This is a genomic window from Streptomyces sp. NPDC048590 (assembly GCF_043199535.1).
Taxonomy (GTDB): domain Bacteria; phylum Actinomycetota; class Actinomycetes; order Streptomycetales; family Streptomycetaceae; genus Streptomyces.
The window spans coordinates 36,501-50,366 of the sequence record NZ_JBICWC010000013.1; the positions used below are offsets into that span (position 1 = coordinate 36,501).

The 13,866-nt window shown below is 70.7% G+C and carries 14 protein-coding genes and 1 riboswitch; of the genes, 2 read left to right on the forward strand and 12 right to left on the reverse strand.

Translation table 11 applies throughout. The features are described from left to right. Positions 1-266 precede the first annotated feature (266 nt). Positions 267-2,174, forward strand: coding sequence for an AAA family ATPase (locus ACGFNN_RS30920; RefSeq protein ID WP_393560900.1), 1,908 nt, complete (start codon positions 267-269; stop codon positions 2,172-2,174). A gap of 59 nt (positions 2,175-2,233) precedes the next feature. Here ACGFNN_RS30920 and ACGFNN_RS30925 read toward each other — a convergent pair whose 3' ends face one another. The 11 genes from ACGFNN_RS30925 to ACGFNN_RS30975 form a co-directional block, all read right to left on the reverse strand. Beyond that, entirely contained in the window at positions 2,234-3,325 is a 1,092-nt protein-coding gene (locus tag ACGFNN_RS30925) for a hemolysin family protein (protein ID WP_393560902.1), read from the reverse strand. After that, positions 3,322-4,692 carry a hemolysin family protein gene (locus ACGFNN_RS30930; RefSeq protein ID WP_393560904.1) on the reverse strand — a complete coding sequence of 457 codons (1,371 nt, stop codon included), beginning with the start codon at positions 4,690-4,692 and terminating at the stop codon, positions 3,322-3,324. Before ACGFNN_RS30930 ends, ACGFNN_RS30925 begins: the two co-directional genes overlap by 4 nt. A 187-nt stretch (positions 4,693-4,879) precedes the next feature. Next, the gene (locus ACGFNN_RS30935) at positions 4,880-5,359 is read right to left on the reverse strand and encodes a PH domain-containing protein (RefSeq protein WP_393560906.1); all 480 of its coding nucleotides are present in this window, start codon (positions 5,357-5,359) and stop codon (positions 4,880-4,882) included. 38 nt (positions 5,360-5,397) lie between these two features. After that, positions 5,398-6,246: an ATP phosphoribosyltransferase gene (gene hisG, locus ACGFNN_RS30940; RefSeq protein ID WP_362550711.1), complete on the reverse strand. Its 849-nt coding sequence runs from the start codon at positions 6,244-6,246 to the stop codon at positions 5,398-5,400. A 56-nt stretch (positions 6,247-6,302) separates the two neighbouring features. Next, a complete protein-coding gene (locus ACGFNN_RS30945) occupies positions 6,303-6,575 on the reverse strand; it encodes a phosphoribosyl-ATP diphosphatase (protein ID WP_014157415.1) in 273 nt (90 codons plus the stop codon). A gap of 35 nt (positions 6,576-6,610) precedes the next feature. Continuing rightward, entirely contained in the window at positions 6,611-7,096 is a 486-nt protein-coding gene (gene ribH / locus ACGFNN_RS30950; protein ID WP_362550708.1) for a 6,7-dimethyl-8-ribityllumazine synthase, read from the reverse strand. A 39-nt stretch (positions 7,097-7,135) separates the two neighbouring features. Then, complete coding sequence (locus ACGFNN_RS30955) at positions 7,136-8,422, reverse strand: bifunctional 3,4-dihydroxy-2-butanone-4-phosphate synthase/GTP cyclohydrolase II (RefSeq protein ID WP_393560909.1); 1,287 nt, start codon at positions 8,420-8,422, stop codon at positions 7,136-7,138. Further along, the gene (locus ACGFNN_RS30960; protein WP_362550702.1) at positions 8,419-9,063 is read right to left on the reverse strand and encodes a nicotinamide mononucleotide transporter family protein; all 645 of its coding nucleotides are present in this window, start codon (positions 9,061-9,063) and stop codon (positions 8,419-8,421) included. Before ACGFNN_RS30960 ends, ACGFNN_RS30955 begins: the two co-directional genes overlap by 4 nt. Then, the gene (locus ACGFNN_RS30965; protein WP_393560911.1) at positions 9,060-9,680 is read right to left on the reverse strand and encodes a riboflavin synthase; all 621 of its coding nucleotides are present in this window, start codon (positions 9,678-9,680) and stop codon (positions 9,060-9,062) included. The genes ACGFNN_RS30960 and ACGFNN_RS30965 overlap by 4 nt, the downstream gene beginning before the upstream one ends. 2 nt (positions 9,681-9,682) lie before the next feature. Continuing rightward, positions 9,683-10,783 (reverse strand): bifunctional diaminohydroxyphosphoribosylaminopyrimidine deaminase/5-amino-6-(5-phosphoribosylamino)uracil reductase RibD, encoded by a 1,101-nt coding sequence (gene ribD, locus ACGFNN_RS30970; protein WP_393560913.1) that lies wholly within the window; start codon positions 10,781-10,783, stop codon positions 9,683-9,685. 162 nt (positions 10,784-10,945) lie between these two features. Beyond that, a riboswitch (FMN riboswitch) is annotated at positions 10,946-11,076 on the reverse strand. Between the two features lie 346 nt (positions 11,077-11,422). Then, positions 11,423-12,016, reverse strand: coding sequence for a TetR family transcriptional regulator (locus tag ACGFNN_RS30975; RefSeq protein ID WP_393560915.1), 594 nt, complete (start codon positions 12,014-12,016; stop codon positions 11,423-11,425). Between the two features lie 67 nt (positions 12,017-12,083). Here ACGFNN_RS30975 and ACGFNN_RS30980 point away from each other — a divergent pair, with 67 nt between their 5' ends. Beyond that, positions 12,084-12,614: a GNAT family N-acetyltransferase gene (locus ACGFNN_RS30980; protein WP_393560917.1), complete on the forward strand. Its 531-nt coding sequence runs from the start codon at positions 12,084-12,086 to the stop codon at positions 12,612-12,614. Between the two features lie 155 nt (positions 12,615-12,769). On the opposite strand, the gene ACGFNN_RS30985 is transcribed toward ACGFNN_RS30980, so the two are convergent. Beyond that, positions 12,770-13,471 carry a pentapeptide repeat-containing protein gene (locus tag ACGFNN_RS30985; RefSeq protein ID WP_393560919.1) on the reverse strand — a complete coding sequence of 234 codons (702 nt, stop codon included), beginning with the start codon at positions 13,469-13,471 and terminating at the stop codon, positions 12,770-12,772. Positions 13,472-13,866 lie beyond the last annotated feature (395 nt).

Genomic DNA, 13,866 nt, shown 5'->3' on the forward strand with positions numbered 1-13,866 from the left:
CGAAGCCCTCCCGTACGCGAAGCCCCCGGTCGTTCCCCCGTGACCGGGGGCTTCGTCCTGCCCCGGCCACCCTCCCGCGCCCACCCCCACTCACCCTCGGTCACCGCCGCCGAAGTGCTGACATGCCGTCTGATCACGCGCTCACCCGACGGGTACGATGCCTCTCGGGTGTGGTCAATTCCCCTCCCCGACACGGTGATTAGGAGCGCCGGGCTGGGCATGCTGTGCGGGCGGGGCATTCCGGGGCACGGCATGTGGGGGACCTGATGGACATCGGCACGCAGGGCACGCACGCCCCGGCCGACCTTGCCTGGCTGCGCGGGGTGGACGCCTACACGATGGGCGCCTACCCACAGGCCGAGGAGGAGTTCAGAACCGCGGTGCGGTTCGACCCCGGCATGGCCGACGGCTGGCTGGGGCTGCACGCGCTTCGGATCGACACCACGACGGCGCTGTTACGCATGTACCGCCACCGCGACCGCTTCGGCGAGCAGCGCACGCGTCATCGCCGTACGCTCAACTCCTGGTACTGGCTGGGGTGGTGGGTGCAGCCCGTGCTGGAGAGCCCGCGCGACCTGCTGCTCGCCCACGCCTCGCACTGGCTGGACGGCCGCCATGTGGCCGAGCTCGACCGCGCGCTGGCCGGTCTGCCGCCGGTGGACGCCGATCCTCAGGTCCGCTTTCTGCACGCCTGCCGGTCCTATCTGGTCAAGGACTGGGAACAGTTGGTGCGCACCACCGAGCAGCTCATCGAGGACCCGCTGCTCGGCATCGAGGCCGGGCTGTTCGGCGGCATGGCGCGGGTCCGCCTGGAGATGTACGGGCAGGCCGAGCCGCTGCTGTCCACCGCGCTGATGCGCTGCCGCAGTGAGCAGCCCCAGCGCAAGGAGCTGCGCTACTGGCTGGCACGTGCCCACGAGGGCACCGGCCGCAGCGCGGCGGCCCTGCCGCTGTACCGGGCGGTGCACCGCGTGGACCCGGCGTTCATGGACACCTCGGCCAGACTCGCGGCGATCTCCGAGGGGGACGGGTACGACGAGGCGGTCGATCTCGCCCCCCTTTCGCTGGCCGGCTTCGGTTCGGACCTGCCGGGCACCGAGGCCAGGACCGACGGGGACACGGCACTGGGCACGGATCTGGCGGACGGCCGCGCGCCCGGGTTCGGGGGTGACGCGCCGGGCGTGGCCACGGGCGCGCCGTCACCGGGCGCACCCGGAGTCGACGGGCCCCGGGTGAAGCCGGGGGCGCCCCGGACAGCGGTCTTCCCCGCCGGTCCCAGCGACCCGGTGCTGCTCGCGCAGGCGCTGGCCGAGCTGGAGCGGATGGTCGGGCTCGAACCGGTGAAACGCCAGGTCAAGGCCCTGTCCGCACAGCTGAACATGGCGCGTCTGCGTGCGGAGCAAGGGCTCCCGGTCCAGCCCCCGAAGCGCCATTTCGTCTTCTCCGGCCCGTCCGGGACGGGCAAGACCACGGTGGCCCGCATCCTGGGCCGGGTGTTCTACGCGCTCGGTCTCCTCGGCGGGGATCATCTGGTGGAGGCTCAGCGGTCCGATCTGGTGGGCGAGTTCCTCGGGCAGACCGCGGTCAAGGCCAACGAACTGATCGACTCGGCGCTGGGCGGTGTGCTGTTCGTGGACGAGGCGTACAGCCTGTCCAACTCCGGTTACAGCAAAGGCGACGCGTACGGCGACGAAGCCCTGCAGGTGCTTCTGAAGCGGGCCGAGGACAACAGGAACCATCTCGTGGTCATCCTGGCCGGGTACCCGGAGGGCATGGACAGGCTGCTCACGGCGAACCCGGGTCTGTCCTCCCGGTTCACCACCCGCGTCGACTTCCCGAGCTACCGCCCCCTCGAACTCACCGCGATCGGCGAGGTACTGGCCGCGGAGAACGGCGACACGTGGGACGAGGAGTCGCTCGACGAGCTGCGCAGCATCAGCGGGCACGTGGTCGACCAGGGCTGGATCGACGAACTGGGCAACGGCCGCTTCCTGCGCACCCTGTACGAGAAGAGCTGCGCCTACCGGGACCTGCGGCTGTCGGGATACGGCGCGGCGCCCACCCGGGACGATCTGGCGACCCTGCGGCTGCCCGACCTGATGCAGGCCTACGGCGAGGTGCTGTCCGGGCGCGGGCCGGTGAACCGGGACACGCAGGAGCCGGGCGCTCTGTGAGCGCCCGGCCACTCGCAAGTCCGCCGGGCCGCCCCGAGGGAGCGGCCCGGCGGTCGTGATCACCCGAGGGGTGCCATGGCCTTCGCCTTCGGGGCGTCCACCGTGCGGCGCGGCACCGAGACCCGGTGGGCGGGGTCGCGGACCTCTCCCACCAGCATCTCCAGGACGTCCTCCATGGCGACGAGGCCGAGCACCCTGCCCGACGCGTCCGCGACCTGGGCGAGGTGGGTGGCGGCACGCCGCATGACCGTCAGGGCGTCGTCCAGCGGGAGTTCCGCGCGTACGGTCGCCATCGGCCGCCAGATCTGCTGCGGAACGGCACGCTCGCCGTCCTCCAGCTCCAGGACGTCCTTGACGTGCAGGTACCCCATGAAGGGTCCGCCGCCCTCGGCGCGGACGGGAAAACGTGAGAAGCCGGTCCGTACGGTCAGTTCCTCGACCATCCGCGGGGTCGCGGACGGATCCACCGTCACCAGGGAGGCCCGGTCGAGCAGCACGTCCGTGACGGGCCTGCTGCCCAGTTCGAGTGCGTCACCGAGGCGTTCCCGTGCCTCGGGCTCAAGCAGCCCCGCCTCTCCGGCGTCCTCCACCAGCCGGTTGAGCTGCTCGCTGGTGAAGACGGCCTCGACCTCGTCCTTGGGTTCGACCTTGAAGAGCCGCAGGACCAGCGTGGAGCAGGCCCCGAGCGCCGTGGTGACCGGCCGGCAGAGCCGGGCGAAGCCGACCAGGCCGGGGCTGAGCCACAGTGCGGTCCTCTCGGGGGCGGCCATCGCCAGGTTCTTCGGGACCATCTCGCCGATGACGAGGTGGAGGAAGACCACGGTGACCAGGGCCACCGCGAAGCCGAGCGGGTGGATGAGGCCTTCCGGCACGTGCGCGGCGTGGAAGACCGGCTCGAGGAGGTGGGCGACGGTCGGCTCGGCGACGGCGCCGAGGGTGAGGGAGCAGACGGTGATGCCGAACTGGGCGGCCGCCATCATCTGCGGCAGGTTCTCCAGGCCGTACAGCACCTGCCGGGCCCTGCCGGACCCTCCGGCCGCGAGGGGTTCGACCTGGCTGCGACGGACGGAGACGAGGGCGAACTCCGCACCGACGAAGAAGCCGTTGGCCAGCACGAGGAGGCCGGCGAGCACGAGTTGTACGAGGCTCATCGCGCTGCCTCCAGCAGGTCCTGGGAGAGCGGCTCCACGGCGGGGAACGCCCGCGGATCGGTCAGCCGGACGAAGCGGACCTGCTCGGCCCGGTAGTGGCCGACCTGTCGTACGTGGATCCGCCAGCCGGGCAGTTCCGCGCGGTCCCCGGGAGCCGGGATGCGCCCGAGCAGATCGGCGACCAGACCCGCTACGGTCTCGTACGGTCCTTCCGGGACGTCGAGGCCTATCCGGAGCAGGGTCAGCACCCGTGTGCTGCCCTCCACGTCCCAGCCCGGCCGTCCGTCGTCGGCGACGACCGGGACGAGTTCGGGGCGGTCGTCGCCTTCCGCGTCGTGCTCGTCGCGCACCTCGCCGACGAGCTCCTCGATGATGTCCTCGAGGGTGACGACACCGGCGGTGCCGCCGTACTCGTCGACCACGACGGCTATCGGCTGCTCGCTGCGCAGTCGCTGGAGCAGCTGTTCGACGGGCAGGGTCTCCGGCACCAGGAGCGGCGGCACGGCGATACGGCTCACCGGGGTGCGCAGCCGTTCCTCGGCGGGCACGGCCAGGGCGTTCTTGAGGTGGACCATGCCGACGACCTCGTCGATGCGTTCACGGTAGACGGGGAAGCGGGACAGACCGGTGGCCCGGGTGAGGTTGAGGACGTCCGCGGCCGTGGCGGACGCCTGGAGCGCGCTGACCCGCACCCGCGGAGTCATGACGTGCTGCGCGGTGAGGCCGGCGAGGGACAGGGTCCGCACGAAGAGATCGGCGGTGTCCTGCTCCAGGGTTCCGGCTTCGGCGGAGTGCCTCGCGAGTGAGACCAGCTCGCCCGGCGTCCTCGCGGAGGCGAGCTCGTCGGTCGGTTCGACGCCGAGCAGCCGGACGAGCCGGTTGGCGACCGTGTTCAGGACGGTGATGACCGGCCGCAGCAGGGCGGAGAAGCGGTGCTGGGGCCCCGCGACGAACCGGGCGACCTGGAGCGGCCGGGAGACCGCCCAGTTCTTGGGCACCAGCTCGCCGATGACCATCTGCACCGCGGAGGCGAGCAGCATACCGATCACGACGCTCACGCCGGGTACGACCCCTCGGGGCAGTCCGGTGGCGGTGAGAGGCCCCTCGAGGAGCTGGGCGAGCGCCGGTTCGGCCAGCATGCCGACGACCAGCGAGGTGATCGTGATGCCGAGCTGGGTGCCGGACAGCTGGAAGGAGAGTTCGCGCAGGGCGGCGACGACGGTCCGGGACCGGCGGTCGCCTTCCGCGGCGGCGCGCTCGGCGTCCGGCCGCTCCACCGTGACGAGCCCGAATTCGGCCGCCACGAAGAACCCGTTGGCGAGGATGAGGAGGAATGCCGCGAGGAGCAGCAACAGGGGGGTTGTCATGCCGCCGCCTCCGGGGAGGGGGCGGCGCAGGTACTACCGGACGATCCGTCCATTGCTGGAGGGAGTCACTCCTTGGGTCGCAGGAAAGTGCCCCGCGGGCCTGACCGGCCTTCTGTGCGGGGCGGGGCGCACCGGGTGCGCCGCCGGTCCCAGAATAATCGGGATCCGGCCGTACGGGGCAGGGGGCTCAGCCGTTCTCCGTGGCCTCGTTCACTCCGCTGCCGTGGAGTTCGGCGAGCGCGCGCAGCGCCCGCGCGTCACGGATGGCGCGCTCCCGGGCGATTCCGGGCTGGATGCCGAGTGCCGGGAGGCTGGTGCCGTCGCTGAGGTCGAGGAAGACCCAGGGGTCTCCTGCCCGCAGGTTGACGCGGAGGATCTCCGCCCAGGCCAGGCGGCGCGACCGGGTGATGTTGACGACCGTGACGCCCGCCTCGTCAGCGGTGACCCGAGGCCGGCTGAGCATGGCGAGGACACCGAAGAAGAGCAGGGCGACGAAGACGAAGCTGGCCCGCTCCCCCGCGCCGAGGTTCTCCAGGATCATCGCGACCGCGGTGATCACGACGAACATGGCCGCCCCCACCGCCAGCAGGACCACCCGGGTGAGGGTGGGCCTGAAGGTGGCGGGCAGGACGGGGAGTTCGTTCGGTCCGGGGTTGGGGGCGGACATGGCGGGGAGTCGTCCTCGGGGGGTGCGTGAACCGGCCGTCAGAGGCGGCAGGCGTGGATGGCTGTCGTGAGGATGGCGCGCGCACCCAGTTCGTACAGGTCGTCCATGACCCGCTGGGCCTCCTTGGACTCGACCATCGAGCGGACGGCGACCCAGCCCTCGTGGTGGAGCGGGGAGATGGTGGGCGACTCCAGGCCCGGGGTGAGGGCGACGGCGCGCTCCAGGTGCTCGACGCGGCAGTCGTAGTCCATCATCACGTAGCTGCGGGCCACCAGTACGCCCTGCAGGCGGCGGAGGAACTGCTGCACCTTGGGGTCCTCGGCGTCGGCGCCCCTGCGGCGGATCACGACGGCCTCGGACGTCATGATCGGCTCGCCGATGACCTCCAGCCCGGCGTTGCGGAGGCTGGTGCCGGTCTCGACGACGTCCGCGATGACCTGGGCCACACCCAGCTCGATGGCGGTCTCGACGGCGCCGTCGAGGTGGACGACGGAGGCCTTGGCTCCCGCCTCGGCGAGGTGGGCCGCGACGATTCCCTCGTAGGAGGTGGCGATCGTCATGCCGTCGAAGTCCTGGGGGCCGGTGGCCGTCCCGGGCTTCGTGGCGTAGCGGAAGGTGGAGCGGGCGAAGCCGAGCTGGAGGATCTCCTCGGCGTCCGCCCCGGAGTCCAGCAGCAGGTCGCGGCCGGTGATGCCGATGTCGAGACGGCCGGAGCTCACGTAGATCGCGATGTCGCGCGGTCGCAGGTAGAAGAACTCGACCTCGTTGACCGGGTCGACCAGGACGAGTTCCTTCGACTCCTTGCGCTGCTGGTAACCGGCCTCATGGAGCATCGCCATCGCAGGCCCGGAGAGAGAACCCTTGTTGGGGACGGCGATGCGCAGCATGAGGTCAGGTTTCCTTTGCACGAAGGGATGTTCGGGGTGAACGAGCGGTGAGTGGCTCAGAGGTGGGCGTAGACGTCGTCGAGGGAGATCCCGCGGGCGACCATCATCACCTGGACGTGGTAGAGCAGCTGCGAGATCTCCTCGGCGGCGGCTTCCTTGCCCTCGTACTCGGCGGCCATCCAGACCTCGGCGGCCTCCTCGACGACCTTCTTTCCGATGGCATGCACGCCCTTGCCCACCAGCTCGGCGGTTCGGGAGGTGGAGGGGTCGCCGTCGGCGGCCTTGAGCTGCAGCTCGGCGAAGAGCTCTTCGAAGGTTTTGTTGGCCATGATGGTCCTTAGAATACGGGGTCCCCGCGTGCCGCTCAGCGCCAGGGTTCGCTCACGGTGCGCAGCGTGGCGGCAGTGGCCACGGCCGCGGTGACCGCCTCGTGGCCCTTGTCCTCGCTGGAGCCCTCGAGCCCGGCCCGGTCCAGGGCCTGCTCCTCGTTGTCACAGGTGAGCACGCCGAAGCCGACGGGGACGCCGGTGTCGACCGTGACCTGAGTGAGGCCGCTGGTCACCCCCTGGGACACGTATTCGAAGTGGGGGGTGCCGCCGCGGATGATCACGCCGAGGGCGACGATCGCGTCGTAGCCGCGGCCGGCGAGCACCTTAGCCACCACCGGCAGCTCGAAGCTGCCGGGGACCCTGAGCAGCGTGGGCTCGTCGATGCCCAGGTCGTGCAGGGCCCGCAGGGCCCCGTCGACGAGCCCGTCCATGACCTTCTCGTGCCACTGGGCCGCGATCACCGCCACCCGCAGGTCGCCGCAGTTGCGTACGGACAGTTCGGGTGCGCCCTTGCCGCTCATGTCTCTCCTGTGTGTGGTGCTGATGCTGGTGTTCGGTGCTTACTGGTTGCCGCAGGCGGACGCGGAGGCGTCGAGCCAGGGCAGGTCGTGGCCCATGCGGTCGCGCTTGGTGCGCAGGTACCGCAGGTTGTGCTCGCCGGCCTGGACGGGCATGGGCTCGCGCCCGGTGACCTTGAGGCCGTTCCGTACGAGTGCGGCGGTCTTGTCCGGGTTGTTCGTCATCAGCCGCAGGCTGCGTACGCCGAGGTCCCGCAGGATCTGGGCGCCCGCCGCGTAGTCCCTGGCATCGGCGGGGAGGCCGAGTTCGAGGTTGGCGTCGAGGGTGTCGGAGCCGCGCTCCTGGAGTTCGTAGGCGCGCAGCTTGGACAGCAGGCCGATGCCGCGGCCCTCGTGGCCCCGCAGGTAGACGACGATCCCGCGCCCCTCGGCGGTCACGCGTTCCATGGAGGTGTGCAGCTGCGGTCCGCAGTCGCAGCGCTGGGACTGGAAGATGTCCCCGGTCAGGCACTCCGAGTGGACCCTGACCAGCACGTCCTGGCCGTCCCCGATGTCTCCGTGGACGAGGGCCACGTGCTCGACCCCGTCGACGGTGGAGCGGTAGCCGTACGCGGTGAAGGGGCCGAAGGTGGTGGGGAGCCGCACCTCGGCCTCACGGCGCACGGTGGGTTCGGAGCTCCGCCGGTAGGCGATCAGGTCCTCGATGGAGATGATCGTCAGGCCGTGTTTCCGGGCGAAGGGGACGAGTTCGGGGAGGCGCAGCATCACCCCGTCCTCACCGGCGATCTCGACGATGGCACCGGCGGGACGCAGTCCGGCGAGCCGGGCGAGGTCGACGGCGGCCTCGGTGTGGCCGTTGCGGACGAGCACACCGCCGGTCCTGGCACGGAGCGGGAAGATGTGGCCGGGGCGCACGAAGTCGGCCGCCTCCGCCTTGCCGCCGGCCAGCATCCGCAGCGTGGTGGCGCGGTCGGCGGCGGAGATCCCGGTGGTCACGCCGTGCGCGGGCGAGGCGTCGACGGAGACCGTGAAGGCGGTCTTCATCGACTCGGTGTTGTGACTGACCATCTGCGGGAGTTCGAGGCGTTCCAGCTCGTCGTTCTCCATGGGCGCGCAGATCAGGCCGCGGCACTCGCTCATCATGAACGCGACGATCTCGGGGGTCGCCTTCTCGGCGGCGATGACGAGGTCGCCCTCGTTCTCCCGGTCCTCGTCGTCGACGACCACGACGGGCCGTCCGGCGGCGATGTCGCGGATCGCCTGCTCGACGGGGTCGAGCGAGAGGTCCTCCATGGTGCGGTCGTGCAGCCAGGCGGGCTGGGCAGTCATGCCGGGGCTCCTTCCAGAGCGGGTGTCCGCGTACGCAGCCACCAGTCGCGCATGCCCCACAGGACGAGGGCGCCGTAGACGACGTAGATGAGACCGGAGAAGGCGAGACCGCTGTGGAAGTTGAGCGGTACGCCGACGAGGTCGACGAGCAGCCAGGCGAACCAGAACTCGACCATGCCGCGTGCCTGGGCGATCATGGCCACCAGGGTTCCGGCGAAGATGTAGGCGTCGGCCCAGGGGCTCCAGGACAGGGACGGGAAGGCGGTGAACAGGCCGCCGACGGCGAGCGTCCCGAGGGCGGCGCCGCCCACGAGGTAGCCGCGTTCGCGCCAGGTGGCGAAGCGCACGGCCAGTGTTCCGTCCTGCGCCTGCTGCCTGCCGCGGGTCCACTGCTGCCAGCCCCAGACGGCGACGGCGATGACGATCAGCTGCTTGCCGACGCTGCCGGCCTGCTGGACGGAGACGTTGGCCGCGACCAGGACGACGCCCGACAGGAGCTGGGCCGGCCAGGTCCAAACGGAGCGGAGCCAGCCGAGCGCCAGCGCGGCCAGGCCGATCGTGTTGCCCAGCATGTCCGACCAGATGATGTGCTGCCCGAAGGCGGTGAACGCCTCCGAGTTCAGCCAGTCCAGAGTGCTCATGCGAGGCTCTCCCCGGATGCGGGCGTGACGCCGTGGGCGAGCAGGCGTTCGACGTACTTGGCCAGGACGTCCACCTCGAGGTTGACCGGGTCGCCGGGCTGCTTGATGCCGAGCGTGGTCAGCGCGAGGGTCGTGGGGATGAGGCTGATGGTGAAGTGGTCCGGGGCGGCGTCGACGACGGTCAGGCTCACACCGTCGACGGTGATCGACCCCTTCTCCACCACGTAGCGGGCGAGCCCCGAGGGCAGCGAGATCTTGACGATCTCCCAGTTCTCCGAGGGCCGGCGTTCGACGATGCGGCCCGTGCCGTCGACGTGTCCCTGGACGATGTGGCCGCCGAGGCGTCCGCCCAGTGCCATCGGACGCTCCAGGTTGACCCGTGACCCGGTGGTCAGCGCGCCGAGGCTGGAGCGGTTCAGCGTCTCCGCCATGACGTCGGCGGTGAACTCGCCCTCGCCGAGATCCACCACGGTCAGGCAGACGCCGTTGACGGCGATGGAGTCGCCGTGCTTGGCGCCCTCGGTCACCACGGGGCCGCGCAGTCGGAAACGGGAGGCGTCGTCGAGCTTCTCGACGGCGGTGACCTCACCCAGTTCTTCGACGATTCCGGTGAACACTCTCAGTTTCCCTTCCGAGCGGGAACGGGGACGGCGGTGATGCGCAGATCGGGGCCGATGCGGACCGTCTCGGTCACATCGAGGCGCAACGCCTGCGAGATGGTGGAGATTCCGGCGTCGGCGAGGGCCGCGGGGCCCGCGCCGAGGAGTACCGGAGCGAGATAGCCGACGACGGTGTCGACCGCTCCCGCGGCGACGAAGGAGCCGGCCAGGACCGGACCTCCCTCGAGGAGTACGGAGCGGATCCCACGCCCCTCCAGGGCGGCGAGCAGCGCGGGGATGTCCAGGCCCGGGCCGGTGGCGGCACGCGGCAGTCGCAGGACGGCCTCCGCGGGCAGATGCCCGGCCTCGGCGTCGTCGGCGACCGCGACCAGCGTGGGCGCGGTCCCGTCGAGGACCCGGGCGCCGGGCCGGACGGCGGTGGCGGAGGTGTCGACGACCACCCGGAGGGGCTGGGTGGCGCCCTCGATGCCGCGTACACCCAGCTGGGGGTCGTCGGTACGGGCGGTGCCCGAACCGACCACGACGGCGTCGGCCTCGGCGCGCAGCCGGTGCACGTCGGCGCGGGCGTCGGCCGAGGTGATCCAGCGGCTGGTGGAGTCCGCGGCGGCGATCCTGCCGTCGAGGGTGGCGGCGTACTTCCAGAGGACGTACGGGCGGCCGAGGCGGACCGAGGTCAGCCACGCCGCGTTCCCGGCCTCCGCCTCCTCGGCGAGGAGGCCCTGTTCCACCTCGATCCCGGCGGCGCGCAGGGTGTCCGCACCACCGGTGGCCTGCGGGTTCGGGTCGCCCACCGCGTACACGACGCGCCGGATCCCGGCCTCGACGAGCGCCTGGGCGCAGGGCCCGGTGCGTCCGGTGTGGTTGCACGGTTCGAGGGTGACGAGGGCGGTGCCGCCCCTGGCCAGCTCCCCGGCGTCGCGCAGGGCGTGGATCTCGGCGTGCGGTCCCCCGGCGCGCCGGTGGAAGCCTTCACCGGCCTGCTCGCCCGTCGCGTCGAGGATCACGCATCCGACGACCGGGTTCGGGCTGGTGGCGCCGAGTCCGCGTGCCGCGAGCGTGATCGCTCGCCGCATGGCGGTTCTTTCGGCTGCGGTGGCCACCGGGTCCTCCTGCCTCTTCGGGCACGGACTCCGGGGCTGTCGATGACGACAGATGAAGCGGAACGCGACAGGGAACGCCTCCGGCCGGATACACGGACGCGATCGCTCCCGGGACAACCCGGAACGCGTCCGCCGACACGACGGCGTACCTGTGACGGCCCGCCGCGCACTGCCTCCCATCCGGACTTTCACCGTCGGTCCAGGAATCTCACCTGGTCAACCGGCCGCTGGATGCGGACGGGTCGCGGACTATAACCGCCGGTTCGGAATTACACCGACCCCGGAGTGCGCTGCTGCTGGTACACAGGTCATTCTGCCACGCCCGTCAACGGTCCATACGGGTGACCTCTGTGGGACGGCTCACAGAGCGTGGGCGCGACTGCGGGAGCAGTGATCGCGCCCGGGCTCGGCGGCCGAGCGCGTCCCTGCTGGTCAGCGGCGCGGCGCGTGAGCCGGTCGGCCTCCGGATGCAACACCCCCTGCCGAACGCGACGTGCACGCAGAGTCGAGGGCGGTCCCGTATCCGCAGACCGTTGGCGGGTGTCCGTTTCGATCGGCTTGGCCGAGATCATGTTGAGGCCGCGCCGCAGACGTGCCGGAGCTGGAGGAGGACCGGTCCGGCATCGAGGGGGTCAGGCGTCAGGCGCCTGTGGTGCCGGCGTGCAGCAGGGCGAGCTGGTGCTCGACGGCCACGGTGAGCCGCGCATCGTCGTCGGTGGCGAGGAGGTCGAGCAGGGCGCCCCGCAGAACGGCCAGGGCCAGGGTCCGGCAGGTGACACCGTCCTCGCTGTCGCGCTCGGACGGCGGCTGGAAGCCGGCCAGGACGCCGAGCCAGTCCTCCACCGTCGCCCGGGCGAATCCCGCCCAGGCCCCGTCGGGCTGGACGAGGGAGCGGGTGTACGCCTCGGCCCATAGCCGCAGCAGCGGCCGATGCTCCTTCGCGGCGAGCCACGTCCAGAGCCGTTCGACGGCGGGCACGAGTCCACCGGGGCCGTCCGGCTGCCGGGCCCGGTCCAGGAGTGCCAGCTCGTCGGCCCGGGCGCGCGCCAGGAGCGCCCGCAGCAGACCGTCCTTGCTCTCGAAGAGGAAGAGCAGGACCCGTGGACTGGAGCCGATGGCCTCAGCCAGCGGGCGCAGCGACAGGTCGGTCAGACCGTGGGCGAGGGCGTACCGGTAGGCCGCTTCCAGCAGCTCGGCCTGCCGGGCGGAGGGGGTTGGCGCTTCCCTGGACATGCAGCTAGCCTAACTGAAACAGTCGTTTCAGTAGTGCGGTTCAGTCGCGGGGCCGGGAGAGCAGCGCATGCATCAGCAAGATCAGAAGCAAGTCGTCATACGCCGCGCCGACCGTCCCGGCGACCTGGGATGGGTCGTGATGGCCCACGGTGAGGCATACGACCAGCAGTTCGGCTGGAACACGGACTTCGAGGTCCTGGTCGCCAATATCGTCGCCGACTACGGAACCAGGCACGATCCGGCACGAGAGGCGGGCTGGATCGCCGAGGTCGGCGGCCGACGCGTGGGCTGCGTCTTCCTCGTCGCGGGCGACCGGCCGGAAGTGGCCAAACTGCGGATTCTGCTCGTCACCCCGGAGGGCAGAGGCCTTCGCCTCGGGACGCACCTGGTGGAGGAGTGCCTCACCTTCGCCCGTGAAGCGGGTTATGAGCGGGTGACGCTGCGGACCAACGACGTGCTCACTGCGGCGCGGAAGCTCTACCGAAGCTTCGGCTTCACCCTCGCCGACGAGGAGCGCCACCACAGCTACGGCAAGGATCTCGTCGGCCAGAACTGGACCCTCGACCTGCGCATCGGCGCGACGGACAGCGACAGCTGACCGACACGGCGAAGTCCGAGTTGGCCCGTGCCGGGGCCCTCGGACGGCGGCCACCATCATTCTGCAATCGCTGGGAGTGGGGTGTGCGTGTCGGGCCCACAGCGCTTCGAGCCCCGAGCTCGCCGCTTACCAGCCGACGAACCACTGGCAGCGAACTACTCGAAGACGATGCCGGCCTCGCTCGCCAGACTCAGAGCCAGTTCCATCGAGCCCGGACCCTTCACCACGACTCCCCTGAGTGAGGCCGCGCCGCCCACGTCGGCAAGGGTGCAGTTCTCGAAGCGGACGCTTCCCGGAACCAGGTGCGCGAACTGGGCGCCTGTGAGGTCGCAGTTGGTGAACCGGACGTTGTGCATCTCGGACCTCTGGAAGTCCACACCGCGCATGGGGACGTCCTCGAAGGCGACGCTGTAGAACCTGCACTCACGGAAAAGCACGTGGTCGGCCTTGCCGCCCTCGAAACGCACATCACGGAAGGTCGAAGATCTCCACGACGATCCGGTGACACGACTGCCCGACACAGTGCAGCGGATCAGGGAGACATCGCCGGCCTTCAGCTCGGCGAAGTCACAGGTGTCGAGGACCGAGTCGGAGAACTGGCTCTGCCGAATCATGGCCCCGGAGAAGCGGACCCCCTCGAACCGGCAGCTCTCAGCCTCGAACGCCTCGGCATGCACACCGGCGAACGAGGTGCCGACATACGCGACGCCCTTCACGGTCGCGTCGTCCTCCAGGGCGTCCCGCCATGGTTCCGCCGGGTCGAGCTGGGACGGCAGTCGAGGCGCCGAGGGGTTCTTCACCGGTCCGCCCTGCCGCATGGCTCGGGGCATCCGTACCGCGCCTTCCTCAGTGGTCAAGATTCTTCCGCAACGATCAGTGCAGCCTAACCCGCCTTCACGGGAGCGGGCTGTCCGACGGATGGGCAAGTAAGTGAGAAGCGCCCTTGACCAGCGAGAATGAGGATTCTGAGGTCCTGGTTCCTACTTCAGCCGACGGGCGGAGGGCTCGGGCAGTGCGTGATCCTGGCAAGACCAGCAGCGCACCCCCGGCCTGCGAGACCACCGCCCGGTGGCCGCCCTCGGTACGACCCAGCACTCTTCTTCACCTGAGGCTGGGGCGACTAGAAGAACGTCATGTCCCAGTCGCCAGAGATCAGGGCCCGCACGGCTTCCTCGAACCCGTGCGCGACCCGCTGCACTCCTGCGTCACCACCCAGGACGATGGGAGAGTGGTGCAGCCGATCGTGGCGGGG

Excerpts from the sequence above, each read along its gene's own strand:
- ACGFNN_RS30920 (WP_393560900.1), top strand. The coding sequence starts at position 267 with ATGGACATCGGCACGCAGGGCACGCACGCCCCGGCCGACCTTGCCTGG.
- ACGFNN_RS30925 (WP_393560902.1), bottom strand. The coding sequence starts at position 3,325 with ATGAGCCTCGTACAACTCGTGCTCGCCGGCCTCCTCGTGCTGGCCAAC.
- ACGFNN_RS30930 (WP_393560904.1), bottom strand. The coding sequence starts at position 4,692 with ATGACAACCCCCCTGTTGCTGCTCCTCGCGGCATTCCTCCTCATCCTC.
- ACGFNN_RS30935 (WP_393560906.1), bottom strand. The coding sequence starts at position 5,359 with ATGTCCGCCCCCAACCCCGGACCGAACGAACTCCCCGTCCTGCCCGCC.
- hisG (WP_362550711.1), bottom strand. The coding sequence starts at position 6,246 with ATGCTGCGCATCGCCGTCCCCAACAAGGGTTCTCTCTCCGGGCCTGCG.
- ACGFNN_RS30945 (WP_014157415.1), bottom strand. The coding sequence starts at position 6,575 with ATGGCCAACAAAACCTTCGAAGAGCTCTTCGCCGAGCTGCAGCTCAAG.
- ribH (WP_362550708.1), bottom strand. The coding sequence starts at position 7,096 with ATGAGCGGCAAGGGCGCACCCGAACTGTCCGTACGCAACTGCGGCGAC.
- ACGFNN_RS30955 (WP_393560909.1), bottom strand. The coding sequence starts at position 8,422 with ATGACTGCCCAGCCCGCCTGGCTGCACGACCGCACCATGGAGGACCTC.
- ACGFNN_RS30960 (WP_362550702.1), bottom strand. The coding sequence starts at position 9,063 with ATGAGCACTCTGGACTGGCTGAACTCGGAGGCGTTCACCGCCTTCGGG.
- ACGFNN_RS30975 (WP_393560915.1), bottom strand. The coding sequence starts at position 12,016 with ATGTCCAGGGAAGCGCCAACCCCCTCCGCCCGGCAGGCCGAGCTGCTG.
- ACGFNN_RS30980 (WP_393560917.1), top strand. The coding sequence starts at position 12,084 with ATGCATCAGCAAGATCAGAAGCAAGTCGTCATACGCCGCGCCGACCGT.